Source organism: Microcoleus sp. T3_A4 (genome assembly GCF_036700465.1).
Classification (GTDB): Bacteria; Cyanobacteriota; Cyanobacteriia; order Cyanobacteriales; family Microcoleaceae; genus Microcoleus.
In genome coordinates this window covers 32,666-58,521 of record NZ_JAUBOY010000001.1, presented here as the reverse complement: position 1 = coordinate 58,521, position 25,856 = coordinate 32,666, and the positions used below count along the sequence as shown (strand labels likewise).

27 protein-coding genes are annotated in these 25,856 nt (G+C 46.5%); 9 read left to right on the top strand and 18 right to left on the bottom strand.

Annotation, left to right across the window (positions count from 1 at the left end):
* Positions 1-681, top strand: a complete 681-nt coding sequence (gene plsY, locus QUA07_RS00280; protein ID WP_333321459.1) for a glycerol-3-phosphate 1-O-acyltransferase PlsY — start codon at positions 1-3, stop codon at positions 679-681.
* A 22-nt stretch (positions 682-703) separates the two neighbouring features.
* On the opposite strand, the gene QUA07_RS00275 is transcribed toward plsY, so the two are convergent.
* The 8 genes from QUA07_RS00275 to der form a co-directional block, all read right to left on the bottom strand.
* Positions 704-1,291 (bottom strand): Uma2 family endonuclease, encoded by a 588-nt coding sequence (locus QUA07_RS00275; RefSeq protein WP_333321457.1) that lies wholly within the window; start codon positions 1,289-1,291, stop codon positions 704-706.
* An 11-nt stretch (positions 1,292-1,302) separates the two neighbouring features.
* Positions 1,303-2,148 (bottom strand): pyrroline-5-carboxylate reductase, encoded by an 846-nt coding sequence (proC, locus tag QUA07_RS00270; protein ID WP_333321455.1) that lies wholly within the window; start codon positions 2,146-2,148, stop codon positions 1,303-1,305.
* A 199-nt stretch (positions 2,149-2,347) separates the two neighbouring features.
* On the bottom strand, positions 2,348-2,965 hold the full coding sequence (locus QUA07_RS00265; protein ID WP_333158943.1) for a cell division protein SepF: 618 nt from the start codon (positions 2,963-2,965) through the stop codon (positions 2,348-2,350).
* Positions 2,966-3,082: 117 nt separating this feature from the next.
* Positions 3,083-3,748 (bottom strand): YggS family pyridoxal phosphate-dependent enzyme, encoded by a 666-nt coding sequence (locus tag QUA07_RS00260; RefSeq protein ID WP_333321453.1) that lies wholly within the window; start codon positions 3,746-3,748, stop codon positions 3,083-3,085.
* 72 nt (positions 3,749-3,820) lie between these two features.
* On the bottom strand, positions 3,821-4,090 hold the full coding sequence (gene pipX, locus QUA07_RS00255) for a transcriptional coactivator PipX (protein WP_333058020.1): 270 nt from the start codon (positions 4,088-4,090) through the stop codon (positions 3,821-3,823).
* 42 nt (positions 4,091-4,132) lie between these two features.
* On the bottom strand, positions 4,133-4,591 hold the full coding sequence (acpS, locus tag QUA07_RS00250; RefSeq protein ID WP_333321451.1) for a holo-ACP synthase: 459 nt from the start codon (positions 4,589-4,591) through the stop codon (positions 4,133-4,135).
* Between the two features lie 166 nt (positions 4,592-4,757).
* Positions 4,758-5,753 (bottom strand): energy-coupling factor transporter transmembrane protein EcfT, encoded by a 996-nt coding sequence (locus QUA07_RS00245; protein WP_333321448.1) that lies wholly within the window; start codon positions 5,751-5,753, stop codon positions 4,758-4,760.
* 166 nt (positions 5,754-5,919) lie between these two features.
* A complete protein-coding gene (gene der, locus QUA07_RS00240; protein ID WP_333321446.1) occupies positions 5,920-7,281 on the bottom strand; it encodes a ribosome biogenesis GTPase Der in 1,362 nt (453 codons plus the stop codon).
* A gap of 356 nt (positions 7,282-7,637) precedes the next feature.
* Between der and QUA07_RS00235 the strand changes: the two genes are divergently transcribed.
* Complete coding sequence (locus QUA07_RS00235; RefSeq protein WP_333321444.1) at positions 7,638-8,225, top strand: acireductone dioxygenase; 588 nt, start codon at positions 7,638-7,640, stop codon at positions 8,223-8,225.
* 92 nt (positions 8,226-8,317) lie between these two features.
* Here the strand turns inward: QUA07_RS00235 and QUA07_RS00230 are convergent, their stop codons facing one another.
* The 4 genes from QUA07_RS00230 to QUA07_RS00215 form a co-directional block, all read right to left on the bottom strand.
* Positions 8,318-9,295 (bottom strand): hypothetical protein, encoded by a 978-nt coding sequence (locus tag QUA07_RS00230; RefSeq protein WP_333321442.1) that lies wholly within the window; start codon positions 9,293-9,295, stop codon positions 8,318-8,320.
* 11 nt (positions 9,296-9,306) lie between these two features.
* Complete coding sequence (locus QUA07_RS00225; RefSeq protein WP_333321440.1) at positions 9,307-9,780, bottom strand: DUF732 domain-containing protein; 474 nt, start codon at positions 9,778-9,780, stop codon at positions 9,307-9,309.
* A gap of 191 nt (positions 9,781-9,971) precedes the next feature.
* Entirely contained in the window at positions 9,972-10,592 is a 621-nt protein-coding gene (locus tag QUA07_RS00220) for a cupin domain-containing protein (protein WP_333321438.1), read from the bottom strand.
* A gap of 144 nt (positions 10,593-10,736) precedes the next feature.
* A complete protein-coding gene (locus QUA07_RS00215; RefSeq protein ID WP_333321436.1) occupies positions 10,737-11,306 on the bottom strand; it encodes a sigma-70 family RNA polymerase sigma factor in 570 nt (189 codons plus the stop codon).
* Positions 11,307-11,927: 621 nt separating this feature from the next.
* Between QUA07_RS00215 and QUA07_RS00210 the strand changes: the two genes are divergently transcribed.
* The 3 genes from QUA07_RS00210 to QUA07_RS00200 all read left to right on the top strand — a co-directional run bounded on the left by QUA07_RS00210 (position 11,928) and on the right by QUA07_RS00200 (position 16,415).
* The gene (locus tag QUA07_RS00210) at positions 11,928-13,142 is read left to right on the top strand and encodes a DUF4331 domain-containing protein (protein WP_333321433.1); all 1,215 of its coding nucleotides are present in this window, start codon (positions 11,928-11,930) and stop codon (positions 13,140-13,142) included.
* Between the two features lie 109 nt (positions 13,143-13,251).
* A complete protein-coding gene (locus tag QUA07_RS00205) occupies positions 13,252-14,658 on the top strand; it encodes a tetratricopeptide repeat protein (protein WP_333321430.1) in 1,407 nt (468 codons plus the stop codon).
* Between the two features lie 257 nt (positions 14,659-14,915).
* A complete protein-coding gene (locus tag QUA07_RS00200) occupies positions 14,916-16,415 on the top strand; it encodes a HoxN/HupN/NixA family nickel/cobalt transporter (protein WP_333321426.1) in 1,500 nt (499 codons plus the stop codon).
* Positions 16,416-16,535: 120 nt separating this feature from the next.
* On the opposite strand, the gene QUA07_RS00195 is transcribed toward QUA07_RS00200, so the two are convergent.
* Complete coding sequence (locus QUA07_RS00195; RefSeq protein ID WP_333311384.1) at positions 16,536-16,973, bottom strand: DUF6918 family protein; 438 nt, start codon at positions 16,971-16,973, stop codon at positions 16,536-16,538.
* Between the two features lie 370 nt (positions 16,974-17,343).
* Positions 17,344-17,526: a hypothetical protein gene (locus tag QUA07_RS00190; RefSeq protein ID WP_333080764.1), complete on the bottom strand. Its 183-nt coding sequence runs from the start codon at positions 17,524-17,526 to the stop codon at positions 17,344-17,346.
* A gap of 371 nt (positions 17,527-17,897) precedes the next feature.
* On the opposite strand from QUA07_RS00190, the gene QUA07_RS00185 reads away from it, so the two are divergent.
* Positions 17,898-19,475, top strand: a complete 1,578-nt coding sequence (locus tag QUA07_RS00185; RefSeq protein ID WP_333321422.1) for a Ycf66 family protein — start codon at positions 17,898-17,900, stop codon at positions 19,473-19,475.
* Positions 19,476-19,565: 90 nt separating this feature from the next.
* On the opposite strand, the gene QUA07_RS00180 is transcribed toward QUA07_RS00185, so the two are convergent.
* Complete coding sequence (locus tag QUA07_RS00180) at positions 19,566-19,802, bottom strand: hypothetical protein (protein WP_333321420.1); 237 nt, start codon at positions 19,800-19,802, stop codon at positions 19,566-19,568.
* Here QUA07_RS00180 and cobQ point away from each other — a divergent pair.
* Both cobQ and QUA07_RS00170 read left to right on the top strand, forming a co-directional pair.
* Positions 19,767-21,233 carry a cobyric acid synthase CobQ gene (gene cobQ, locus QUA07_RS00175; RefSeq protein ID WP_333321418.1) on the top strand — a complete coding sequence of 489 codons (1,467 nt, stop codon included), beginning with the start codon at positions 19,767-19,769 and terminating at the stop codon, positions 21,231-21,233. The two genes, QUA07_RS00180 and cobQ, sit on opposite strands and share 36 nt — an antisense overlap.
* 75 nt (positions 21,234-21,308) lie before the next feature.
* Positions 21,309-21,545, top strand: coding sequence for a 2Fe-2S iron-sulfur cluster binding domain-containing protein (locus QUA07_RS00170; protein ID WP_333321416.1), 237 nt, complete (start codon positions 21,309-21,311; stop codon positions 21,543-21,545).
* A gap of 86 nt (positions 21,546-21,631) precedes the next feature.
* On the opposite strand, the gene QUA07_RS00165 is transcribed toward QUA07_RS00170, so the two are convergent.
* A complete protein-coding gene (locus QUA07_RS00165) occupies positions 21,632-22,966 on the bottom strand; it encodes a hypothetical protein (RefSeq protein WP_333321414.1) in 1,335 nt (444 codons plus the stop codon).
* Between the two features lie 95 nt (positions 22,967-23,061).
* Between QUA07_RS00165 and QUA07_RS00160 the strand changes: the two genes are divergently transcribed.
* Positions 23,062-23,847, top strand: a complete 786-nt coding sequence (locus QUA07_RS00160; RefSeq protein WP_333321412.1) for an SDR family oxidoreductase — start codon at positions 23,062-23,064, stop codon at positions 23,845-23,847.
* A 166-nt stretch (positions 23,848-24,013) separates the two neighbouring features.
* On the opposite strand, the gene QUA07_RS00155 is transcribed toward QUA07_RS00160, so the two are convergent.
* Both QUA07_RS00155 and QUA07_RS00150 read right to left on the bottom strand, forming a co-directional pair.
* On the bottom strand, positions 24,014-24,793 hold the full coding sequence (locus QUA07_RS00155) for a photosystem II S4 domain protein (RefSeq protein WP_333080757.1): 780 nt from the start codon (positions 24,791-24,793) through the stop codon (positions 24,014-24,016).
* A gap of 238 nt (positions 24,794-25,031) precedes the next feature.
* A complete protein-coding gene (locus QUA07_RS00150; RefSeq protein WP_333321409.1) occupies positions 25,032-25,856 on the bottom strand; it encodes an SWIM zinc finger family protein in 825 nt (274 codons plus the stop codon).

The window sequence follows — 25,856 nt, the reverse complement described above, 5'->3', positions numbered from 1 at the left end:
ATGGCTAGCTGGATAATTTTAAATGGCGCATTGCTAATAGCAGCTTATCTGCTGGGATCGATTCCGACTGGGTATGCCTTGGGGAAATGGATGCTGGGAATTGATATTCGAGAGGTTGGTTCGGGTTCGACTGGTGCGACTAACGTACTGAGGACTTTGGGGAAGTGGCCGGGGTTGGGGGTGTTGCTGGTTGATGTGTTGAAGGGGGTAAGTGCGATCGTCCTAATCCGCTACATTTACTCTCTTACTTTTACCCAGCAGCTAGCAACCGCAGCAGGTTTAGAAAATACTGCAACTGTCATCCCTTGGATGGCAACTTTGGCGGGTTTCTCTGCTGTTTTGGGCCACAGCAAATCAATCTGGCTGGGGTTGACCGGCGGTAAATCAGTGGCTACGAGTTTGGGAGTTTTGCTTGGTTTGTACTGGCCAGTAGGTTTGGGAACTTTCGGAATTTTCGGAATAGTATTTGCGGTATCGCGAATTGTCTCTTTAAGTTCGATTATCGGGGCAATTAGCGTTGCTGGATTGATGTTTGCTTTACATCAGCCGCTGGCTTATGTATTGTTTGGAATTGCGGGCGGTGTGTTTGTAATTGTGCGGCACCGGAGCAATATTCAGCGGCTGTTAAATGGTACGGAACCGAGGATTGGAGAGAAATTGGAAACAGCAAGTAGCGATTAATCTGAAACGGCCTGACACCTTTTCAATTATTTCCCATAACTGGCCCTAGTTCCAACACAAATCCGGGCAAAACATTTTCCCCTGACAGCGTAACAGGGGACTGCAATATTTCTATTTCTTGATCGATCCTATAAATTTCCACACTCCGCGTTTGCGGGTCAATCAACCACCCCAAACAAACGCCATTTTCCCGATATTCCTGCATTTTATCTCGAGTTTCTCTGATAGAATCAGTGGGCGAGCGCAATTCCACTACAAAATCAGGACACAGTGGCGGAAATTTCCTTTTTTGTTCGGGAGTTAAAGCTTCCCATCTTTCGCGTTTTATCCAAGAAGCATCGGGAGAACGAGTTGCACCGTTTGGGAGTCTAAAACAGGTGGAAGAGTCAAAAGCAATTCCTAGATTCGGATTTTGGCGACTCCAAGCTTGCAATTGATAGGATAAATCCATATTACGGTTTCCAGTTTCTCCTCCCGTTGGTGGAACCATCAGCAGTTCTCCTTTTGCATTCCGTTCAAATTTATAATCGGGGTGATGTTGGCACAGTTCGTAAAACTGATCGTCTGTCAACTTGATCCACGGACTTAAATCTAATTTTAAAGTCAGCATGGCACTAACACCTATTTACCTAATTCTTGAGAACGCAAAGAAGCTGCTTTTACTGCTTCGATTAGCGCAGAACGAAAGCCGCTACTCTCTAATTTAGCAATTCCCGCAATAGTTGTACCGCCGGGACTCGTAACTTGATCTTTCAATTGTGCCGGGTGCATTCCCGTTTCTTGCATGAGCTTCGCCGTACCGAATACAGTTTGCAAAGCTAATTGAGAGGCGATCGCCCGTGGCAGTCCAGCACAAACTCCGCCATCTGTCAAGGCCTCTATCAAAATTGCTACATAACCAGGCCCGGAACCCGAAAGCCCTGTCACCGCATCCAGCATACTCTCAGGTACTTCTACCACTTCTCCTACGGCCTGAAAGATGCGCTTTACCAATTCTAAATCAGCCGGTTGAACAAGTTTTCCCGGAGCGATCGCGCTCATTCCCGCTCCTACTGTGGCTGGAGTATTCGGCATCACCCGCAGCACTCCCCGCCCCGGAAAAGCTGGTTCTAGCTTGCTGAGTGGCACTCCTGCCAAAATCGACACTACCAGCGCTTCTGGCTGGGAATTAGCCGTTTCTCCATTATTTCCCTGTTTGCGATCGGCCGCCACCGCCAACTCCAAAGCTACCGTATCAAAAACTTGGGGTTTAATTGCCAAAAACAGCACTTCTGTAGCGGCAGCAACTTCTAGATTGCTGGCTGTTGTTCCAATGCCGTATTTCTCAGTCAAAAACTCGCGGCGCTTTACCCCAGGCTCGCTCACCAATATTTCTGAAGGCAAATAAACTTTTTCTGCTATTAAGCGGGATAAGAGAGCTTCTCCCATTACCCCGCCGCCGATCGTACCAAATTTTATGTTAGTCATTAGTCAGTTGTCACTTGTCACTTTTGAGTTATAAGTTGTCAGTTGTCAGTTGTCAGTTGTCAGTTGTCATTGGTTACTTAGTTGTTAGCTAATGTTATTAATCCGCAGTGTTTATTCCACAGTTATTAGTTGTTAACTATTGACTACTGACTACTGACTACTGACTACTCACCACTGTCAACTGACTACTAACTACTGACTACTGAGCTACTGGAGCTTGTTCTGCAGGCCAGACTGTGGGTGCAGGAGCAGCAGGACGAGGGCGACCTTGGGCAGGAGGCACTTCGTGAACCACACCAGACTGAGTTCTCACCTGCACGCAGCTAGGCGTAAACAAGAAAATACTTTCGCCAATTCGCTCTTGATGACCGTCCAGGGCATAAGTACCGCCCGCCACAAAGTCCACAGCTCTTTGCGCTTGGTCTGGGTCCATCACTGTCAGGTTCAAAACCACAGACTTCCGTTCCTTAAGCGCTCGAATTGCTGCCGGCATCTCTTCAAAAGTGCGCGGCTCCATTACTACTACTTCCGAAATCCCGTTCATAGCTCCAGGCATTCCTATCACGTTATTCATTACTGACCCTACTCCCCCGGTTGGTGCAACGACATCCATACCTGTCGATCCTACTACTGACCGCTCCCGCATTCTACGATTTTGACGACGTTCTTCTTCTGCGGCTGCGACTGCAGCGGGGTTCGGTTCAGGCGCTTGGTAGAAGTTCTGATAGCGCTCCCCTTCCGTTTCGTCGTAAACGTCATCGTACTCAGGCTCATTGTTGATGCCTACAAAATCTCGCAGTTTAGAAAAAATATTCATGATTCACGCTCCTTCACGACTTGGCTGCCCCGACTATACTCGCGTTGCGCGTTAGTCGCGGGTAGCTGACTATTCTATATTTAACCCAAATTGTCTTTATCAGAAGATTTCAATTATTTATCCCCTCCTAGAGCCAAATAAGGTTTGTCCTAGCCGTACCATAGTAGCACCTGCTTGAATTGCCAAATGATAATCTCCCGACATCCCCATCGAGAGCTGCTGCATTTGAATGCAGGGCAAATTTTGCTGCTGGATTTTCTGTGCAAGTTCGCGAGTGCTGTTAAATAATTCTAGGATTTGCGAGTCATCTAATCCCAGCGGAGGAATTGTCATCAAACCTTGAATTTTGATATGCTGACATTTGTTGAGTTCTGGAAGGTCGGCAAGCAGTTCAGGAACGCTCCAGCCGTATTTGTCCGGGTCTGGCAACATTTTGACTTGCAGGCAGACTTGTGGAGAGCAGGACATTTCCCCCGCCAAGCGCGACAGTCGCTGAGCGAGTTTTAAATTGTCTAGAGAGTGAATCCACTGGAAATGCTCTAGGGCCTTGGCAGCTTTGTTGGCTTGCAAGTGCCCGATTAAGTGCCAGTTGATATCCGGTAAATCTTGCAGTTGGCTTTGTTTTTCGGCAGCCTCTTGAACCTTGCTCTCGCCAAAATCCCGGATACCGGCGTCGTATGCTTCGCGGATAGCATCAGTCGGTACCTGTTTGGTAACGGCAATTAACCGCACTGAGTCCGGCAAGTGTTGGCGAATGCTGTTAATTCGAGAGGCTATGGTCATGGGTACTCAACGCTCTTGACGGGAGGGAAGGAAAATTAAGACAGTTACCAATTACCAAATTACTGATTTTCGTTATTGAAATGTGCGCTGGTGAATGGTCTGCAATTGGTCGTACTCGTGATATTGACCGCTGCGACGCAGGGTTCGCAGGCGAATTTCAACCATGAGGCGAGCGTCGGAGCGGCTGATGGGTTCAAATCTCAGCCCGCCAGGGCCGTTTGTCACCAAAAAAAACAGGCGCTGGGCGTATAGGGTGGTAAATAATTCTTGGCTGTCTTCAACCTGGGATACCCTGAAGAGGAGGCCAAAGTTTGGATGATTCAGGTAAGTTTCGGTAGTCATTCACGCTCACAATCGATCAATTTTAGATTAAAGATTTAGATTTTAGATTTTAGTTTCGCTCGATCGCCCGACGGCGTTGTTTGACGGCGGGCTACAAAGGGCGATCGCCGTAGCCGTGCAATAGTCTCCGTCATGGCTGAGGCTCAACTGCCACTGGCAATCTCCCCAAACAGAGGCTTGTGCTGCTGCGGTTCCGTGCAGTTGCACATTGGGAGCACCGTTTTCGGAGCGCCGAATTTCCACATCTGCATACCGTATTCCCCGCCATCCCGTGCCTAGAGCTTTGACAACGGCTTCTTTTGCTGCCCAGCGCCCCGCTAGTTGGTTGCAGGAAACTCGATTCATTTTACCTTTAATGCTGCTGTGTTGAGAATTTAGTTGCCCGCAATCCCTTTGTTCGGCGGGTGTGTAAACTTTTTCGAGGAAGCGATCGCCAAACCGGTCTAATACGGCTTGAATGCGCGGAACATATACGATATCTGTCCCAAGATAGATGTTCAAGGTCTTGGTTCTCTAAATATTTGTCTCCATTACTTTAGCAGGACTGTCGCGTAGCAGACAAAACTTACTCAACTCTAGGCCCGTGCTCCAAACGACGAGCTTCATCACTCATTCCCAATTCTTCAAAATTATTCTATCTAAAATCTAAAATCTAAAATCTAAAATCTCAACTGTCCCAACCCCAAACGAAGCGGGCGCTCCAGAGGACGAGCAAGCAGCCGAGGGCTATCCAGTCTCGGATTTTCAATTGCAACTGGTGCCATTCTACCCGGTGTCGATCGGGACTGGTGAAGCCGCGAACTTTCATGGCGCTAGCAATTTGTTCAGCTCGTAGGAGCAAGTTTTCTAACAGCCGCTCTGCTATCATCAACCAAACTTGAGCGGCGCTGCGAAATCCGAGTTTTTTCCAGTTTATCGCTCTGGTTCTGACCGATCGCACTAAATTTTGTATTTCTTCCAATACTAGGGGAATGAATCGCAAAGATAAAGTTAATGTTAAGGCTATTTCGGTAATAGGCCAGTTCAAGCGGCGCAAGGGCTGCATTAAGTTTTCAAGGGCGGCGGTAATTTCTTCGCTGGCTGTGGTGAGAAGGTAGAGGTTGGTGCTGTAAATTACTGTGAAAAATAGGGTGCTGACGTTGATAGCTAAATCTAGGGATTTGCGAGTGATTTTAATCGGGCCTTGTTTGAATACAACGTAACGGTAGTTTGTGGGTTGGGGGAGTTGATTTGGGCTTTGGGCTTTGGGATTGAGGATTGGGGAGTTTGAGCCTAAGTTAAAAGATTGGTACCAGGGTTTGGGCTTTTGAGGGGCCCGAAGGGTTGCCGGCTGTTGGGAAAAGGTTAATTCGTCGGCGGGGATGCGGGGCTGGTGTTCTGCGGGGAGTCCGTCGGGGGCGATCGCGCTGAGGCAAAATACTAATAGGCAGAATAGCAGCAGCATTCCCATTTGCTGTTTCCACACGCGCAAGGGAATTGCTGCTGTTAGTGTCAGTACGATTAACATTCCTACTAGCATCAACCGCCAGATGGGATTGGCGAGTATTGGCGCAATCAGAAATGTCATCAGCCAGGCTAGTTTTACGCGGGAGTCTAGTCGGTGAAGCCAGGTTACGGGCTGTTCTAGGTAAAGTCCTATGGGGAGCGATCTAAGTAAGTCCATTTGGGGATTTTAGATTTTAGATTTTAGATTTTAGATTGTCGATTATTAATAATAATTTATTGAAGCGCGAAGACGCGAAGGAAGAGCAGAGAAGGAAGAGCAGAGAAAAAAACGCAATTTGCTTTGGTCGTTAAATTGCGTTTTTTATTGAATCTAAAATCGAAAATTACTTGACGCGCAGTGCTCTGTTTGTTGTGCTCATTTCGGTGGCACGAACTTTTTTGCCTCTCCAAAGTAGCCGCATTGGTGTACCGGTAAAGCCTAGGTGTTTGCGGAATTGGCTTTCCATGTAGCGGCGGTAATTTTCGGTGAAGCGTTTGGGATCGTTGACAAATAGGGCGATGGTCGGTGGCTGCGATCGCACTTGAGTACCGTAATAGATTTTGCCTTGTTTTCCTTGGCGGGTAACTGGGGCTGAGTGCCAGGTTGTGGCTTCTTCTATGACTTCGTTAATCACGGCGGTAGTGACGCGGCGCTTGTGTTCGTCGGAGGCTTTGTCTACTAATTCAATGATTTTTTCAACTCGCTGTCCACTCATGGCGCTAACAAAAATCATTTCTGCCCAGTCGAGGAAATAAAGTCGGGTTCTGACTTCTCTTTCGTACTCGTATATTGTGTCCGAGTCTTTTTCTACTGCGTCCCATTTGTTGACGACTATGATGCAGGCTCGACCTTCTTGGCTGATGCGATCGGCTAATTTTTGGTCTTGATCGGTAACGCCGTCAATTGCGTCAATTACTAACAGTATGACGTTGGCGCGGCGGATGGCTTTGAAAGCGCGGTTGATCCCGAAAAATTCTGCGCCGTATTCGACGTTTTTCTTTTTGCGAATTCCGGCTGTGTCAATCAGGCGGTAGGTTTTACCGTTGCGTTCTACTAAGGTGTCGATCGCGTCGCGGGTTGTGCCGGAAATCGGGCTGACTATGGCGCGATTTTCTCCGAGAAATGCGTTTAACAAACTCGATTTTCCGACGTTGGGACGACCGATAATTGCTACTTTAATTTCCTCAACTTCTGGTAATATTTCCGTGGGAAGGTAAGTAATTAATTTGTCAAGCAATTCGCCGGTGCCGTTGCCGTGAATGCCGGAAATTGGGTAAGGTTCTCCCATTCCCAATTGCCAAAAGTCGGCTGCTTGGGTGAGTCCTGTATTTTCCGATTCGCATTTGTTGACGGCGAGAATGACTGGGACTTTTTGCAGTCTCAGCCAAGATGCGATCGCTTCGTCGCCGCCGGTGAGTCCAGTTTTTCCGTCTACTACGAAAATGGCTGCGCTGGCTTCTGCGAGGGCCGCCATGGCTTGTTCGCGAATTAAAGGCAGAAATTCTGTCTCGTCGTCGAATACTAGCCCGCCGGTGTCTACGACTTGATATTCCCGATCGCCCCAGTATGCTGGTCTGTAAGTGCGATCGCGCGTGATTCCTGGTTCGTCGTGGACGATCGCGTCTTGGGTGTTGGCTAAACGGTTGACGATCGTCGATTTGCCTACATTGGGGCGTCCAATAATAGCAACTATAGGTAGAGACATAAAAGTAGCAGCAATTAGGCTGCGCCGTAATTTTGAGCTTTAGTCTTGTATTGTAAGCTAATCTGACGGGAATTTTATAGATTGAGGCTGTGTTTCTTTCTTTTCATGCTGTAGGCGGTGTTTTACCCATCGCCCGTTTAAACATCGAACCCTAAAAAATAGCCACAGCCTATGGATCTGCATTCCCAGCCCCAATCTGAGAATTAGAAATAAAACTTAAATAACTCAACAAATCATCTCATGTGTGGTAATTCTTTGATGATTATGAAGGTAGATATAGGATTTTAGCGATCGGCTATTATTGAAAATAAGCAGGAGTTTAGTTTTTGACCAAAGCTTAAAACAGCAGCTTAAAAATGGAAACTAAATTTCCCTCAAAGCTCAACAAATTAGGTGGTAATATGGCTGTTCTGCAACTAGAAGACGGTAGAACATATACGGATATCCGGGCGATTGCGAGTCAACTGGCAGTTTTAAATATTGAGATCGATTCCCTGCCCACAAACGAAAATCCGGCGTTTCAAGAACTGCTAGTTCAAGACATTCTCAATGTAACAGAAAAACAGCAGATTCTCGCAGCATATAATAGCGAGTTTGAACAGTTTAAGCGCGCCAGCGGATATCGGTGGTGCGACTTAAAAGTGCTGCATCCAGGTTCGCAGCAGATTTACGCGCTGATGACTCAAAGCCATCGCACTCATACCCACACAGATGCAGAAGTTCTTCACATTTTAGCTGGGGAATGCGTTTTTGGGTTTGTGTATTCTAACGGCTCTCAGGTACAATTAATGCTGCAAGCTGAAGAATACATTAAAGTGCCTGCCAATACCGAACATTGGTTTTATCTCACTCCGTCGTTGTACTTGAAAGCCTTGCAGTATTACACCACTGCTCAAGGCTGGGTTCCTCAGTATACGAACAGGAAACTAAAAATTAAAAACTAAATTTAGGGTGCGCTTCGGCGCACCTTCCTCTATCAAAATAGCCGATTGAAATGGCGACTCAATAAACAAAATATCTCTCTAAGAGACGAGGATTAAATGCTCTCTACCTCATTAGGTGCAGCCATTTCAATTTCTTCGCAACGCTGCAAAAGCGCTTCTATTTCCTGAGCTAAAAAAATTACTTCCGGCCAAGAAGAACCGTTAATTAAATCTTGAGCGTGAGCTAATTTGTTTCTCAATGCTTCTGCTGACTTTAAAAAACGCTCCCCGTAGCGTTTGGATTTGAGCCCCAGCCGATCGACTATTTCAGCAGAAGTCAGGATTAAATCTCGCTTGTCGCAGAATTGCAGGTAATCAATTAAGTCAATTGCTTCATTTCGCGATCGCCCCATTTCCCATAGGTGTTTGGCGGCTAAAATGCGATCGCCCTTAAGCAATTTTTGCCAAGAATCTTGGGGAAAGTAAATCCGCACGATCCGCAATAAATTCATTTCCAGAAGCGTCACCAATCCAAACAGCAGCATCCGCACCGGTGCTTTTTGCAAATCGCCGCAGGTAACGATCCCGTCGATCCTGTTGCTTTCTAATACAAATAATCTCGGTTTTTCTCGCAGCAGCGGCAGCAATTCCATCAAAGGAGTGGCGGCGGCAATTAATTGGGAGGGGTGAAAAATTTGCTGGTAGTCGCTGCACTTGCCTGTCTTTAAGTGCGATCGTTCTACATAGCCGCAAACCGTGCCGTTTTCTTCGATACCGAGCACGTCAAAATCGCGGGCCTCCATCCACGATCGCAACTTGGCTGCGTCTTCGCAAGCGGGGACAGCTTTCAGCGGTTCCGCGAGATATTTAACTGTAATGCTGTCTTTGAATAAATCCCGCAAGTCGGCGGAACTTGATTTTAAATGTTTCATTTCCGGTAATTTCATGGATCGTTGCTGCAAGTAGAGACGCGGCATTACCGTGGGAAGCATCTCAGTTTTGTAACAAGTATTGTTTAGGAGTGGGAGGCGGACGATCGCACAGGGATAGTAAAAGCAAAACTGAGATGCTCGCTTAGCGTGTCTCTCCAAATTTCATGATATTACTTACTGGCTAACTCCGGGCAATAATGGTTGGCGGCAAGAGTAGTAATAATATCGGCATCCGCCAGAAAACTTTCTTTGACAGTTGGATTTTCGATACTGACAGCTTGCCCGATCGCTCTTAATTTAACTTCCGGCAGAGAAACTCCCGATTTTGCTTCCGCACACATTCTTTTAGCGGCCGCAATTTTTTGACCAGGGGCCCTTTGGATGGCTTGCAGTAAATTATCCGTTGCTTCGGGAGAGTAGCTTTTTGCTAAGCGTTTGTAGTCTTCGAGAAATTTCCCATCGTTTCCTGTCAGCTTAATGTCGGATTCTTGAGGCGAACACAACAAATTTAAGTTAATTACTTCTCCCACTGAATTAACCAGAAAACATCCTTCGCGTTCTTGGGCGATCGCGCTTTGGTTGCTGGGTACAAATTGTATAATAACGGCGGACATAACAGCAGTTAAACGCGAGTAATTTAGCATGGAAATTATGTAATATATTTGGCATTTTTAACCGCAGAATGCGGAGCAAGACGGGTGTTTTTGAGTTAGAGCGTGTCTGGTAAATTAACCAAAATAATTGTAGGGGCTGGTTTCACCGACAATCTGTAATTCTAACTAAAAATCTACATAAACCCGCCCTCCAAGCTGTCGGTAATTCAACAAACATAATATCAGACGAGCATTTCGTTGTCTATAGAAGTTTTCATTAACAGCAAACATCCCCCTTGTGTGAGGGAGGAATGTATGGAACCGGGAACCGATCGAATGTAGTCGCCTTGATGGCAAATTTCCCCTTCTACAATTAAGTCTCCTTCTAATACAAACACTTCCTCCGAGGCAGCGTGTCGGTGCAGGGGAAATGTTACTCCCGGTTCGAGTCGCAGCAAGCAGGTAATTTGGCGATTTGTTTTGTCAATATAAAGCTTGCCAAATGAGACTCCCGGAACTCCATAAGATTTCCATTTGACATCATTCGATCGCACGATTAAAGATGGAGCCTTGTTCTCCGTTGGAGAGGTAACAATTGGCTTTAAATTGGCTGATTCTGCCTGGGTTGGTGGCAGTTCGGCTATGCGCTGTAACAGGCGGTTTTTGAGGTCGTGGGCGACTGGAACTGGGGGGGCTGTGTAGGCGATCGCGGCAATTGTTGATTCCAAAGCAGCTAATTCAGTTGTAAGTTCTGCGGACTCTTTCAATTTCTCTGCAAATGCGCCGCGTTCTGACTCGTCGAGGATATCGAGAGCTTGAAGGGCTGCAAGGATTTTATATTCCTCGTCTGGCATCATTTCCATCTGTTTTCCGCCATTAATTGTAATTCAGCCTAGGTTGATTTTAAACTGGAAATTGGTCTGCTGCCCTCGCACTCAAGATGGATGATTGGAGAGGCCATAATTTTAGATTGAGGTTAAACAACTTAAATTTTGTTTTTTGACCATCTAAAAAAAATGTTCGCTCAAAGCTTGACGCAATTTGGAAATACCCAACCGAATTCTGGTTTTGATTGTACCTGTCGGGATACCAGTTTTAGCTGCGATCGCCGCGCAAGTCAGCCCTTGGTAGTAGGCGAGTTCGATCGCCTGTTGCTGTTCCTTTGGCAGTTTTTCTAAGGCTGCTTTGACTTGTTCCCTGCGTTCTTTAAACATTGCATCTTCCATCGGTTCTGCAACGCTAGAGATGGGTATTTTAGCCTCTTCCAGACAAGCTTCAGCAGCCCGGACTGTTCGCTGGATCGCTCGCAGGCGATCGAGGGAACGACTGCGGGTCAGCATGAACAACCACGTATCTGCTCGACTGCGAGAAGGATCGTAAGTTGCTGCTTTTTGCCAAATTTGGGAAAAAACATCGATTACCACTTCTTCAGCTTCTTCTACCGAACCCAGGATTTTGTAAGCGAGAGCGTAACTTGGGCGACCGTAGCGATCGTAAAGTTTAGCTAATGCCGTTTGGTCTTTCCGGGCAATCTGCACTAAAAGCAGCGATTCATCGCCTGACTTCTGGCCTGTCATTTCAGTGTACCCAAAATTTTTGTTTTGACGGCACAGATCCAAAATTAACAATTCGGCGTATATCACTACAGAACATAATTGTAAGTTTGAAGTTGGGGGTACAAGCTAGAGGATGCCTTTTCAGGCTAATTTTGTCGTGCTTTGAATTGTAAAAATCCCAAGTCATCTTGGATTTTACCACCTAATTAGTGATTTTTTGGAGACTTACCAATCCGCTTTATGCAGAACGAAAAAATCCCTGAGCGTGAAGAGTCAAAACCGCGCCATTCACTCGTTCCCAAGCTTTGTTCGATCGCTCCCAAGAAGAGTCTGGAAACCCATATAAGCGATGCTCTGTCTCTTGTAGAGCGAGGGAGGATGTGTCTCCGATCGGGCATTTCCAAGAATAGTCCGGGAACGAGTAAATCCTTAATTACCCACTTTTTTACATAAATTAGTCTGGCAGCACAGATCCAAAATTGCCAAACCTTCGTATACCACCAATAGGAGAAGGCTCAGCAATAGCGCAAAAGCCCGACAGGTTGACAGATTTCAACCTGTTGCTACAAAAGTAAAACCCGCGAATGCGGGTTATTTACCATTAATTTGTGCAAAAATTTCATTGACATAAAGGTGCTAACTGTGAAGCTCACAAAAAAAATTCGCCGAACCATACTAGCTATTGAAGTAGCTCTAATTGCTCTATTAACTCCAGGGATAATTGTCGCTTCTGACCACGACGACGGCGAAGTAGATATCAAAGGTCGCGCGGTCAATTTAACTGACCTGTATGTATATCGCGAAAAAGACCAAAACTCCGGGGCTGCGGACGGGGATTTAGTATTTACCATGAATTCAAATCCCAGGTCTGTAGCCCGTTATCAATATTATTTCAGCACTACAGCCCTCTACCAATTTCACATCACGCAAGTAGGTGACGTGAATTCTACACCTACTGGACGCTCGGATATTATCTTGCGGTTTGCCTTCAGTCCGCCTAACAATCAAGGTATGCAAGCGGTAGCTGTAACTGTTGTTCGCAACGGCTCGGAGACAACTACTAAGACTACAGTTAACGGCGGGCTAATTGCCACAACTCCGCTGAATTCTAATGCTGTTTTGAATACAGTACCTGTGGGCGGTTCTAACTTGACTGTATTTGCGGGTTTACGCGAAGACCCGTTTTTCTTTGATGTCGAACAATTTTTCCGAGTTCGCGCCGCAGCTTTGGGAACAGGGCCGCGCACTGCTTTTAAGCAACCGAATCAAGCGATCGACTTTACTAAAGGTTACAACGTCAATACAATTGCCGTGCGCGTTCCGAAAGCGTTTTTGCAAGCAGGAAGTGGGGCGAATACTTTTGATGTTTGGTCAACTGTTTCTATCAGAGACGGAGCTGGCGGTTTCAAACAATTCGAGCGTTTGGCCAGACCTGCAATTAATGAGGGTTTAATAGTTACTCCCGCTTATCTGGAAGCATTCAATAATATTCCTCCGAGATCTGATTTAAGCGCTGCTGCTGCTCCGGTGCGTCAGGAAGCTGTTGCTACTCTGAATGCTGTGGATCTTTTGGACGGTCGGGATAATGTCGATCCAAATGCGATCGCCGGAGCTTTCTTACCCGATGTCATGCGGATTGATACCACAAAAACCAGCGGCTACGCTAGCGCTACAAATGCTCAAGGAAGCTTGATCGGAGGTCGTATGCTGATGGACGACGTTATTGATATTACTCTGGGAGCTTTGGTGGGTTCTCCGGTTGGCGATAATGTTTCATATAACGGAACTCCGGGAAATCCGGCTCAGGGACACAAACCTTTAGAACGGAATTTTCCTTATTTGGCTTTGCCTAATTAGTCATTAGTCATTAGTCATTAGTCATTAGTCATTAGTCATTGCTTCTTGGCTAATGACTGATAGAAAATGCTTTTTTTAACCGCAGATGAACGCTGATTAACGCGGATGTATGAAAACTAAAACTAAACCGGAAATAAAATCGGATAATTTGTCGTGGTGGCTGCTGATAGCGGTTCCTTTAGTTGGGATGGTAGTAGTGAATTTACCGCCTAATTTGCGTTTTATTTTAGATAATTTTTCTAGCCAAAATCCCAAAAATCTCGATATTAATTACCGCTATCATTTTTCGGAAAGTTTGAGAAATAATCCCAATCAAAAGGAAGCAATTCAGCAAGAGATTGCTTTTTACCAGCAGCGGTTGGCTGTTGATTCCCGCAGCGGTTTGAACCGGGCGGCGCTGGCGGGATCTTATTTAAAAATGGCTCGCGCAACAGGGGAGGGAGGTTGGTTTTTATTGGCAGAACAAGCGGCTCAAAGGTCGATCGCCGATTTACCTTTTGACAACCAAGGTGCGCTGTTAGTTTTAGCTCGAATTGCTGAGGCAAGACACGATTTTGCTACTGCTTTGCGCTTTGCTAAACAGGTGGGTTCTGATAATGAAGATGCGATCGCCCTTTCAGTTACATCTCACTTAGCGATGGGTAAAGTGAGCGAGGCAAATGCAGCCGCAGAAGCTTTAGTTAACCGGATTCCGAACTTGGGTTCTCTCACTTTGAGAGCTTTAGTGAGAGAGTCTCAGGGCCGAGATGCTGAGGTTTTGCAGGATTACCGCCAAGCAATGGCGGCGGAGGAACCGGGAGAGGTTGGTGGTTCGGCGCGGGCCCGATCGCTCTTGGGTCGATTTTACGCGCGTCGTGGCCAGTTTGTGCAGGCGAAAGCGCTGTTTTTGGAGGCGCTGCGGTTGGTGCCGCGATACCCGCTGGCGCTGATTTATTTGGCGGATTTGGAGACGCGGCAGGGCAATTATCGGGAAGCGGAAGGCTATTACAGCAAGGTTTCTGCGTATTCTGGCGGGGTTGCGACTGTGTTCGATCGCATTGTCGATCGCGGTATGGCGAGGGTGAAGGATTTGCAGGGAAATGCGATCGAATCCCGGCGACTTCGTGACAAAGCAGAAGCTGGGCTGCGACAGGAACAGGTTTCTGGATCTGGGGGTTTTGGCCACCGCAGGGATTTGGCAAGTTTGCTGCTGGAAAAAGGTCGATCGCAGGATGTCACGGAAGCGCTGGCGTTAATGCAGGAGGAGGTGAAAATTCGGCGGGATGCGGCGACGCTGGATACTTTGGCTTGGGCGCTTTCCGCCGCTGGGGAATGGCAAAAGGCTGATCGAGTGATGGCCGAAATAGTGCGATCGGGGATTCGGGATGCGGGGATGTTTTACCGGGCTGGTGCGATCGCCCGGACTTTAGGTAAGGATACCGAATCTCGCGCTTATTTTCAAAAGTCCAAGGAAATTGACCCGACTTTTGACGATCGAGCTCGCCAAGCATTGGGCTTGGGAAGCTATGAATTTTGAGATTAGCTAATAGCTGCAACTCGGCAAAGTTCGCCATTGGGTCAATCCGCCAGGGGTTTCAACCCCTGCCTCAAAGCTTAAGTCCTCTTGCATAGGACTGAAATCCGCAATTGTTGAATTTGATTAGCTATTCAGTCGGTTTCAACCGACTTTCGCTATGAGACGGGGATTTCAATCCCCGGCGGACTGTGGGACTCACGAAAAGATCGATCGCCTTAAAAATCACAAAAAAAAAAACTACCGAAAAAGATGTATTTATGCAGTACAAAATAAACCGAATTCCCCAATTATTTATCCTATTTTTCCTGACACTTTCCTTATTACTAACAACCTCAACCAGACCAGTTTACTCGCACTGGTCAGACTTATCCGTAGCAGAAATAGTAGTCAACGATTTGCAAACCGAAATAACATTAACTTTCCCAACCGGTTTAATAAACTTCGCCGACGACAATCGAGACAGCCAGCTACAACCTGCTGAAGTTCGCAGCCACCAAACACAGCTAGAAAAGTTTTTTAGCAAACAAATCCGCCTCACCAACAGTAGCAACCTTCAAGGCTCCGTAGCAGTAAAACCGCTAGAAATAGCAGCTAAAAGCGCCAGTGTTATCCCGCAGCCCAATACCCACAGCACCTTAATTTTAGAATACACCTGGCCCGCACCTTCTCAAGATAAAACCCCCGGTTTACCTGACTCAATTTCCATCTCCAAACCAGAGAAATTGCGGATTAATTACAATCTGTTTTTGCCCGAAGTTCCGACAGCTAGCTGCCAAGCCACGATTGTGCAAGCGGGTGCTGTAAAAAGCTTTGTATTTACGCCACAAAACCGCGACTTTTTGTTAGCGGGAAATGAATCAATCTGGGATTCAGGTTGGAGTTTGCTGCTAGCAATAGCGGGAGCATTTGCTTGGGGATGCGTGCACGCGATGTCGCCGGGACACGGAAAAACCATAGTCGGCGCTTATTTAGTGGGTTCGCGGGCTACTCCGATACACGCTTTATTTCTAGCAGCGACGACTACAATTACTCACACTGCCGGCGTGTTTGCGGTGGGCGGAATTACTTTGTTTGCTTCTAACTTAATTGACCCAGAAAAATTAGATCCTTGGCTGAGTTTAATCTCAGGTTTATTAGTAGCCTTGATCGGGCTTAACTTATTATCAAAAATTAAGACGAGGTTGGTAGTTAGGACTGAAGTTTTCAAAAAAATTAAAAGTAAAGTTTTTAATAAAAACTGGTTTCTAAGGACTAAAGTCCTTAATGCGGAATGTGAAGAACCAGTAAATCTTTTGAGTAGAGGAAGTTGGGAGCGAGAATTTAAGCCTGTAAAACCCGATATATCTCACCACTACCACCATCACGGAGACGGCCGGATTCACTCGCATTTGCCGCCCGGTGCTGACGGTGATCCTATTACTTGGAAAAGCTTATTAGCATTGGGAATTTCCGGCGGTTTGTTGCCTTGTCCTTCCGCTTTGGTGATGCTGTTGAGCGCGTCGGCTTTGGGCAATGTTGGTTTGGGAATGACGTTAGTGGTGGCGTTTAGTTTGGGATTGGCTTTAGTGCTGAGTGCGATCGGATTAATCTTAGTTTATGCCAAACGAAATTTTGATAAACTGCCCAAACAGATCACAGCAGTCAAATTTCTGCCTGCGATTAGCGCGATGTTTGTAATGTTATTGGGGTTGGGAATTACCGGACAGGCGATGTTGAAAATATTGGCTGCCAATCAATGGGTAGTTGGCAATGGATAAGCATAAAATTAGGACTCTCCCTCCTAACGGCAAACTTACGAATAAGTCTGATTTTAGATACCCGATTTCTTGAAGAAGCCGGGTATCTGGGTATTCTGTTTTTTAGCCGTTGCTCACTTATCAGGCCGCACTATGTTTATTAATAATTTCGGCTAAATCCGGTACTCCGTTTTCCACGTAAGTCTTAGCTGAGGGGCGGAGTTTGGCATAGGCGCCTTTAACCATCGATCTTGTGCTTTTCTCGACCCTTTTGTCACTTATCTGGAGCAATTCGTCTGCTACTTCACCTTTTCTTTGGGCTAGATATTCTACTGGGTTGCCATTGTTTACGGCTTCAGTCCACATCGGATCGAGTGCGATCGAGATTTCTGGCAGAAGTTGATCGAGGACTTGGGCGCAATAGTCAGCCCGTATCCCCTTGACAGTAGAGTAGGCAGCTTTAAGAGCCAAACCACCCAATCCCGGCGCTGCTGCAACTTGTTGGTCTATCAACTTTACACAGTCATCAACAAAAGTTTCTCTGTGGTTTTCATTCAAGAGAATATCGCTAAGTCCCATTTTCACTTTCCTTGATTTAATAGTCAATGTGCTTATTAGCTTTAAGCTTAATTTGACATCATATATCTATTTTGAGCCTTTACTCAAGGTTTCCCAAGTTTTTTAAGGTTTGAATGTCTCTATAAGACAGCCTGATGTTGAGATTTGTTTAGTATTTTATGGGGATTAATGTTCTATATACTACTAATTATTGGCCTACGGTTTGTAGTAAGGGCTTTAGTCCTTATTAGGTGATATTAATGAGGACTAAAGCCCTTACTACAAACTGATGAGTTGTGAACACTCACATAAAGAGAAGAACTCGAAAAAAATATTAGAAAGGCTCTGCCTAAGTCCGATCGCATTTGCACGTATGAGCTGGCACGTATCATTAGGATTGGACATTCGGCTGGATGCCTGCAGGTACTGCAACGATCGGAAGTTTCTGGGTTTGAGCCGGCCGATCGCTCGATCGCAATACCAAATTTTTCGGTAACGGCGCGGAAGTGCTTAGTCCGGGAAATATTTGAAGCGATAAGGTTAAGCCGGCAGCTAATAATAGTTTTTCTAACATGGCATTGTCTCCCATACATACGCCCTAGGGCATAATTCCTCTTACACCTACAACATATAAACATCCTCAGTCCCTTGGTGCGATCGCACGGGCATAGTTTAAGTGACATCTATCACCACTGAGCAGGGGGTGATGGGAATAGGGGGTGTGGGGATAGGGGGTGATGAGAATAGGGGGTGTGGGGAAGATTGGGAAATCTTGACTCGCACTTCTGGCGTCAACATCCGTTGAACGTGTTAAATCCTATACACGGCGCATTGCCAAACTTCCCTAAAAATCAAGAATTGTCCTAGAGAAAGAAGCCGTTGAGTCTCTCTCAAAGGTAGAATTAGCGCGTAGAAGTTATTTGACACAGCGGAGGTACCGACAATATGCTTGCATACATTCTGGCGTTGGCGGTCGGTCTAGGCAGCTTCAGTATTTACATGGCGGCCTTCTTTTTTCCAGAAGTGCACCGCAAAAGTGATTTTACGTGGAGCGGGGTAGGGCTTTTTTATGCGTTAATTTTATGGGCTTGTGCGGGACGAATTACTGGTGCTCTCCTGCTTGGTCAAATGGCGGGCGTGGCGATGTTGGGCTGGTTTGCCTGGGAAACTCTGACTTTGCGCCGGCAGGTGACGCCCGTTGCTGAGCAAACGCCGATTCCTCAGTCGGCGAATTTGGCAGCAGCAGGCGTGCCGTTTGCTGGCTTGTTTGCCAAGAAAAAAGAACCCGCAGCAGCGAAAAAACCTAAGTTTGTTCGATCGCCCAAACCGAAAACTGATGTGGTTCCAGCACCCACTCTGGATAAGGGCGAGGTAAAGCTAGAGGAACAGCCAGCGATTCCCCCCATAGCTGAAAGTATTGCTGAAAGTGCGATCGCTCCTGACTTGAAAATCCCCGACTCGAAACCACCTGCAATTGCAGAAATACCAGTGTTTTCAGTCGAAACTCCTGCTGCTGAGACTTCACAACCCCCAACAGAATCAGCAGCCAGCAGCTTCACTCCTCCACCTCTACCTCTAGAAATTTCAGAAATAGCCGTTGCACCAAGTGTGGAGCCAGCAGAGGCTCAGCCAGAGCCTCAACAGCAGCCAGAAGCCGATGATTTTGACGAGGAAACAGAATGGAGGACAGCCGTTAAAGAGTCGCAGGCGGCAGCGGCAGCGGCGGCCCCAACTCCTCCTAAACCAGCTAAAAAATCCGGCGGTTTCGCAAGTCTGTTCGGCAATATCAAAAATAGTCTCGGCGGTATGTTGGGAAGAGGTGCGGGTAAAAACAAGTCTGATGCAACTCCGCAGACGCCAAAACCTTCAGTGACTCCAGAATCGATCGCACCTGAATCTCAAATAACGGCAACTCCTGCACCGGCTATCGACCAAATTCTCGAATCCGAATTAGCCCAGGCGGCTGCGGAAGTGGCCGCAGAAAGCAGCAACACTGTTGTGGAAACAAGCCTTGGAGTGCCGTTTCCCACCGATGTTGAAGCAATGGCCGAGTTGATGGCGGCAGACATCGCGAGTTTTGACAAAATAGGGGAAACTCCGATCGAAGATCGATCGTCCGCTGACACCCAGACACCTCTGGCTGCAGTTGGTGAACCGGAAGCAGCAGCCCCTGCTTTATCTCTGGAAACCCAGACACCTCTGGCTGCAGTTGGTGAACCGGAAGCAGCAGCCGGCATACCGGAAGCAGAAGCCCCTGCTGTATCTATAGAAATGACTGTGGTGGAAATGGCAGCGCCTGTAGAGATAGAAATACCGGGAGAACCTGGGTTGAGCGTGCAGGTGGAAACGGTTTCAGTATCAGTGATCTCGATCGAATCTACAGGTGAAGAACTCTCTTCTGAGGCAGAACAAACTGAATTGAGTCCCCCGAATCCCCCCGATCAGAATCTAGTCGAAACTGCTAAACCAACCACTGAATCCAAGTCTGAGAAACTATCCGACGAAGATAAGCCGTCATCTTAAGGCAGAAAACAAAAGGTAGAAACCAGAATTTTTTTTGATTCTGCCTTCTGCCTTCTGCCTTCTTACTTTTTACTTTTTACTTTTTACTTTTTACTTCTTCCTTCTTCCCTCTTCCTTCTTCCCTCTTCCTTCTTCCTTCTTCCTTCTTCCCTCTTCCTTCTTCCCTCTTCCTTCTGCCTTCTGCCTTCTTCCCTCTTCCTTCTGCCTTCTTCCCTCTGCCTTCTTCCCTCTTCCTTCTGCCTTCTGCCTTCTGCCTTCTGTCTTCTGCCTTCTTCCTTCTCTTTTAATATTATGAAAGCAATTATGGTCGTGGGAACAACATCTCACGCAGGGAAATCTTTACTCGTGGCAGCTTTGTGTCGAATCTTTTCTCGGCGAGGCTGGCGGGTAACTCCGTTTAAAGGTCAGAATATGGCGCTGAATTCCTATGTCACAGCGGCCGGCGGAGAGATTGGTTACGCTCAAGCAGTGCAAGCTTGGGCTGCGGGCGTCGCACCTTGGGTAGAGATGAATCCGATTTTGCTCAAGCCACAAGGAGACATGACTTCTCAATTGATTGTCAAGGGCCGGGCGATCGCCAATGTGCGAGCATCTCAATATTACGAGCAGTATTTCGATATCGGCTGGCAAGCTATTCGGGACTCTTTAGAATTTCTCAAGCAAGAATTTGACATGATTGTGTGTGAGGGAGCAGGCAGCCCTGCTGAGATTAATCTCAAACACCGCGATTTAACAAATATGCGGGTAGCTAAATATTTAAAGGCTCGGACTTTGCTAGTAGTTGATATCGATCGCGGCGGTGCTTTTGCTCACATCATCGGTACTTTGGAATTGCTCGATCCCGACGAACGAGCTTTAATTAAAGGATTCATTATTAATAAGTTTCGAGGACAAAAATCGATCTTAGATCCGGGTCTGACTTGGCTAGAAGAAAGGACTGGAATCCCGGTAGTTGGGGTGATTCCTTGGATAGACGAAGTGTTTCCCTCAGAAGATTCTCTCGATTTGCTCGATCGACGTTCTCCCAATTCTCAAACCGACATAAATATTTCGGTCATCCGCCTGCCCCGAATTTCCAATTTTACCGACTTTGACCCCTTAGAGTCGGAAACTTCCGTCACCGTCAAATATGTCAGCCCAAAAGACCATTTAGGCCATCCAGACGCCGTAATTTTACCAGGCTCTAAAACTACAATTTCCGATTTGCACGTGCTGCGCCAAACAGGTATGGCAAAAGCTATTCAAAATTATTTAGTAGCTGGCGGTACAGTCATGGGAGTTTGTGGTGGCTTTCAGATGCTGGGAGAAAGTATCACGGATAAAGAAGGCGTTGAGGGAGAAAGGGGAGAATTTCCAGGATTGGGATTGCTGCCTTTGAAAACTGCGATGGCACCGAACAAAATTGCCCGCCAACGCATCGTAACATCTAACTATCCTCAACCGGGTTTGCCAGTTTCCGGTTACGAAATTCATCAAGGAAAAACGCAAATCCTAGAGTCAGATTTGACTCAACCGCTATTTGACGATGCTAGTTTAGGCATTGTTAATACTTCTCAATCAATTTGGGGTACATACCTGCACGGCATCTTTGACAACGGAGCTTGGCGGCGAGCTTGGTTAAATCACTTGCGGCAGCAGCGGGGACTCCGCGCATTGCCTACTGGTATTCCTAATTACAGAGAACACCGAGAAGCTCTGTTAGACTCTCTAGCAGATACTGTGGAAAAGCATTTAGATATCAAGCATATTTTAGGTTAATTAGTTAACTGTTGACTGTTGACTGTTGACTGTTGACTGTTGACTGTTGATTATTAGAGTTGAGGTTCAAATTCAATGACAAAAGTTTGTTTTTTACCAGATAACGTGACAGTTGAAGCGGAACCAGGAGAGCTTTTACTAGATGTAGCCAAACGTGCAGGGGTTTCTATTCCTACTGGCTGTCTCATGGGTTCTTGTCACGCTTGCGAAGTAGAAATTGATGACGGAGATACAATTTGTGCTTGTATTTCCGGCATCCCTGCGGGGAAAAAGCAAGTGACAATCAATCTGTATGTTGACCCGACTTGGTAATTTGTCAGTTGACGGTTGACGGTTGACTGTTGACGGTTGACGGTTGACTGTTAACTGTTGACTGACAACTGACAACTGACAACTGACTAATTCTTTTGCCATTCTTGCTGTTTCTTGCGAGCAGATTGCAGCCATTTTTGGGATTCGGGATAAACAGTGGTTCCGGGTTTGACAGATTCTAATTGATTGATAATTTGTTGCAACTGGCTGAGGGAGTAACCGGGATTTTGAGAATTCACATCTTTTTGCAAGTTTGCCAACAAGCTTTTAGCTTCTTGCAAGGCTTTGGCAGAATCTTTTTCTGCTTCCAGTCTAATCTGGGTAATTCCTAAATTTTTTTGATATTCAGCGAGTTTAGTTTGAGCGTCGAGATAACCAGGGTTATCGACAGAAATCAATTTTAGTCGGTTAATTCCTTCTTGCCACAATTCTGCTATTTGCTCCCACTGTGCGGCGGGATGGGGAGGCTTTTGGGAGGCGACGGCGGCGGAGAGAGCAAATTCTTTAGCAGCTTCAATTAAGTTGTCAGCCTGCACAGAACCAGTGGCGACGCCGCCCATTGCTTGAAAGTCTCTTTCTGCTGCTTTGAGTGTTTTCTTAGCCGTTTCTCCTGCGAGGGTTTCGGCGGGAATTTGATTGAGTTGGTCGATCGCACTTTGCCAATTTACCGTCGCTTTTTGTCTATCCGCAGCAGTTTTGGCTTGCTGATACTCCTGTTTCGCGGCCTTTAGCGTTTGTTCGACTTGATTTAACTGAGTAAAAGCATTTTTTTGCTGGAAAATCTGAGCCTCCATCCGCCCCACATTTTTGCGGGCGGCTTGAAATTCATCGACTGTAAACCGCCAACGGCAGCCGAAAAAAGAGCAGTAGGTTTGTGGATAATAACCTAAAAACCAAACTGGCAAGGCGTCGAGGTGTTTTTGCGCCTCTTTTGCTTTAATTTCGCCCAAGTCAAAATCAGCGACAGCCGTGGCTTTATTGATTAGTTGATCGGATTGTTCCACAAGGGCGATCGCCTGCCGGTAATTGCTATCCATACTGATAAAACTCGGCAGCAACAACATCGGCATTGTTTTCGCCACGGGCCAGCGAATCATCGGAAAAGGTAGATTAATCAGCCAAATTATCCCCGCAGCACTTCCCAGCAAACTCCCAGCAAAGATGATTTTACCGAACAATCCGGGCGGGCGGTTGGCTTTGACGGCAGCTTTGAGAGCTTGTTCGCTGAAGTTGGGAAATTCGTCTTTGAAGGTATCGCGGATTTCTTCTCTTGAGGCGAAAGTGCCGTTTTGCGATCGTAACTTCTCCAACCGCTTGATTACCATCCGTCGGTAGACATCACCCGCTAGACTATCAGCCGCCGCGCACTTGTCAACTTCTGCCCGCAAAATTTCAAAAGCTCGATCGGTAAGACGCGCCATAAAACTCACCTATTCCCTTTTAATTATTTTACAGGTTCCCGTGTAAATAATTGTTAAAATATATAAAGCCCACATCAAATATCCGAATTAATTTCATGCCGACTGCTTTAATCACCGGTGCTTCTGGCGGAATTGGTGCAGCCTTTGCCGCCGAATTAGCGAAACGCCAGCACAATCTAATCTTGGTAGCTCGATCCGAAGACAAATTGCAACAGCTAGCTGCTACACTGCAACAGGAATTCAATATTTTAGTCGAAATTATCGTTCAAGATTTGACCGCACCGGCCGCTGGAACTGCTGTATTTGACGCAGTTGTTAAAAAAGGTTGGACGGTTGATTTGTTGGTGAACAATGCGGGTTTTGGCGATTACGGTGTTTTTGCCGATCGCCCGCTTGCGAAACAACTACCAATGGTGCAACTAAATATTGTAGCATTAGTGGAACTCTCGCACTTATTTTTGCAGGGAATGCGGCAGCGAAAATCAGGAAGTATCATCAATGTTGCCTCCATCGCAGCTTTTCAACCGATGCCCTACTTGTCGATGTATGCAGCGACTAAAGCTTTTGTTTTAAGTTTCAGCGACGCACTTTGGGCGGAAAACAAAGATTTAGGAATTCGCGTTTTGTGCCTTTGTCCAGGGCCGACCGAATCGGACTTTTTCGCAGTAGCTGAATTTCCGAAATCAATGGCATCCAGCAGCGGGCAAAAACTCGTTCCCGCAGCGGAAGTAGTGCGAGATGCTTTGAAAGCTTTAGACAAAAATGAGTCTAATGTTGTGACAGGGGGAATTCCCAATCAAATTATTGCAAATATGCCTCGATTGATGCCGCGAGAACTTTTGGTGAAGTCGGTAGAAAAGGTGTTTCGGGCGAAAGCGTAATTACGAAGGAAGTCGTCTACGGGATTTAACGGATTTAACCGAGGTGGGTTCTAGGAAAGTTCGGCAACAGATTGTATACGAGATTTAACCCATTTAGCCGAGATAGGGAAAAAGGAACAGGGAAAAAAATTCCCAATTCCCAATTCCCAATTACTAATTCCGAGAATTACAAATACCGAGTTAACTGGACTCGATAGCGTTCTTTTTTAGTAACAGCAACTTCCCCAATTTCCAATCTTCCCTTGCCCGTAACAGCAATTAAATCTCCCGACTTGACATTATAACTAGCTTGAGTAACGTCTTTCCAGTTAACTCGCACGTCACCGCTGCCAATTAAATCGGCCATTTTGCTGCGAGACATTGCGAATCCAGCCGAAGCGACAGCATCCAATCTCATGGATGCTTCCACGGTTGTCATTTCTTTCTTTTTGGGTTCTCTAATTTTGAGTTCACTCAACTCAATGCGGCGCGTTTGTACAGGAACCGATCGCACTTGCTGCAAACTCATCTCCAAATACTCTACCATCTCCGGCATGACAATGGCTTGCGCGCCGCGTTCTCCCAAAACAATCACATCGCCAGTTTTCTCGCGGACAATTCCCGTACCCAACATCGCCCCCAAAAAGTCGCGGTGAGAAGCTGTATCGAACAAGAAATTGCCAGCGATTTCTACCGCAGCAACGTTAACGCTACCAGAGTCGATCGGGATATCCGATCGCGCGATCGCAATTCTTTGTCTTTCAGCTTGCGGGTAGCCGCCCCAAGCCACTAATTCCACATCAGTTAAGCGCTTAAATACCGTCAGAGTGTCCGCCAATTCTGGAGGCGACAGAAAATCAGTCAGAGTAACTTCCCAAGTTTTAATTGCTTGTTCCGCTTGGTCGATCGCCCGCGCCACACATTCGCGGTTTTCAATGCCTTTTAACAGTTCTTCTCTTGGTAACATCAGTTAATGCTAGATTCTAATTTGAAATTGCCAAAGCTTGCTGTAACTAAAAAGTCTACTTTTTTAACAGTCGCACTAACTTAATTATAGTCTAAAATCATCAAATAACGATCTTATGATTTTAGTTGCTGGTAAAGCTGATATGATGAGCACGATTATTGTACCAAATCGATGAAGTCTTCGAGTTAAAGTTTTTGCAAGAGTTCGATCGAGTATGGCAGCAAAATTGTCCACTCAACTACTTATTTTTCTTCACCCGCAAATACAGTTCTTCCATCGCCTCAATAAACGAACCATCCTTGTGCCAAAACTGTGGAAAATCTCCCTGTTTCTTCACCACGATCGCACTTACCCCACTTGGCGCTGCCACCTCAATCGTCTGCGGTAATCGCTTCGCACCATGCCAAAACTCTTTCAGGCTGACCGTTTGCGCCTCACTGGCGATCGCCCGCGTGTAATAGGAATCCACCGCCACAGGGGCCGCTGCATCCGCCGTTAACTCGGCAGAAAGCGCCATTCCCAAAGGCGTTTTTGCCAATTCGCGGTGCAGCACTTCCTTAGAAAGCCCCCGTAATTCAAACAGTAAAAATGGATCTTTGTCCAATTCGGCCGCCACCAAATAATAAACTCCGGCAATATGTTTGCAGGGATTGCTATAGTCTGGGCAAGAGCAAGTAGTCTTAAAGTCCTCGCGGCTGCTGGGTAAAAGGTGCAATCCTAGGGGTGAGAAAGCATTTTCAATGTTGTCGGGCATTTCGTTGAGCAGCAGCCGAGAAATGAAGCTGGCTTTTGATGCCATTTGGGCGATCGCCATTTGCCACTTTTCCTGACTAATTGGCTCAAACTCAATTTGAGTTGTGTACAGAGGCTCCTTATAAACCCCAAAATAAGGATTAACCGAGCCTCTCACCTGTGCCATCACTAACCCATCATTCATGCCAAAGCTTTTTACCTTGCCGTTTCGTGCATAGGAACGTCCCCTTCCGAGTCGTCCATAATCTGTCAATCTTTCTAACGCATCGATAAATTTATTGCCCCACCAAGTTCGAGTAAATTGTGACAT

Coding starts and splice junctions, on each gene's coding strand:
- QUA07_RS00265 (WP_333158943.1), bottom strand. CDS start 2,965: ATGAATATTTTTTCTAAACTGCGAGATTTTGTAGGCATCAACAATGAG.
- QUA07_RS00185 (WP_333321422.1), top strand. CDS start 17,898: ATGCTTGCATACATTCTGGCGTTGGCGGTCGGTCTAGGCAGCTTCAGT.
- QUA07_RS00215 (WP_333321436.1), bottom strand. CDS start 11,306: ATGACAGGCCAGAAGTCAGGCGATGAATCGCTGCTTTTAGTGCAGATT.
- QUA07_RS00205 (WP_333321430.1), top strand. CDS start 13,252: ATGAAAACTAAAACTAAACCGGAAATAAAATCGGATAATTTGTCGTGG.
- plsY (WP_333321459.1), top strand. CDS start 1: ATGGCTAGCTGGATAATTTTAAATGGCGCATTGCTAATAGCAGCTTAT.
- QUA07_RS00150 (WP_333321409.1), bottom strand. CDS start 25,856: ATGTCACAATTTACTCGAACTTGGTGGGGCAATAAATTTATCGATGCG.
- cobQ (WP_333321418.1), top strand. CDS start 19,767: ATGAAAGCAATTATGGTCGTGGGAACAACATCTCACGCAGGGAAATCT.
- QUA07_RS00245 (WP_333321448.1), bottom strand. CDS start 5,753: ATGGACTTACTTAGATCGCTCCCCATAGGACTTTACCTAGAACAGCCC.
- pipX (WP_333058020.1), bottom strand. CDS start 4,090: ATGACTACCGAAACTTACCTGAATCATCCAAACTTTGGCCTCCTCTTC.
- QUA07_RS00170 (WP_333321416.1), top strand. CDS start 21,309: ATGACAAAAGTTTGTTTTTTACCAGATAACGTGACAGTTGAAGCGGAA.
- QUA07_RS00235 (WP_333321444.1), top strand. CDS start 7,638: ATGGAAACTAAATTTCCCTCAAAGCTCAACAAATTAGGTGGTAATATG.
- QUA07_RS00200 (WP_333321426.1), top strand. CDS start 14,916: ATGCAGTACAAAATAAACCGAATTCCCCAATTATTTATCCTATTTTTC.
- QUA07_RS00275 (WP_333321457.1), bottom strand. CDS start 1,291: ATGCTGACTTTAAAATTAGATTTAAGTCCGTGGATCAAGTTGACAGAC.
- QUA07_RS00225 (WP_333321440.1), bottom strand. CDS start 9,780: ATGCTAAATTACTCGCGTTTAACTGCTGTTATGTCCGCCGTTATTATA.
- proC (WP_333321455.1), bottom strand. CDS start 2,148: ATGACTAACATAAAATTTGGTACGATCGGCGGCGGGGTAATGGGAGAA.
- der (WP_333321446.1), bottom strand. CDS start 7,281: ATGTCTCTACCTATAGTTGCTATTATTGGACGCCCCAATGTAGGCAAA.
- QUA07_RS00190 (WP_333080764.1), bottom strand. CDS start 17,526: ATGTTAGAAAAACTATTATTAGCTGCCGGCTTAACCTTATCGCTTCAA.
- QUA07_RS00220 (WP_333321438.1), bottom strand. CDS start 10,592: ATGGAAATGATGCCAGACGAGGAATATAAAATCCTTGCAGCCCTTCAA.
- QUA07_RS00165 (WP_333321414.1), bottom strand. CDS start 22,966: ATGGCGCGTCTTACCGATCGAGCTTTTGAAATTTTGCGGGCAGAAGTT.
- QUA07_RS00260 (WP_333321453.1), bottom strand. CDS start 3,748: ATGACCATAGCCTCTCGAATTAACAGCATTCGCCAACACTTGCCGGAC.
- QUA07_RS00160 (WP_333321412.1), top strand. CDS start 23,062: ATGCCGACTGCTTTAATCACCGGTGCTTCTGGCGGAATTGGTGCAGCC.
- QUA07_RS00155 (WP_333080757.1), bottom strand. CDS start 24,793: ATGTTACCAAGAGAAGAACTGTTAAAAGGCATTGAAAACCGCGAATGT.
- QUA07_RS00195 (WP_333311384.1), bottom strand. CDS start 16,973: ATGGGACTTAGCGATATTCTCTTGAATGAAAACCACAGAGAAACTTTT.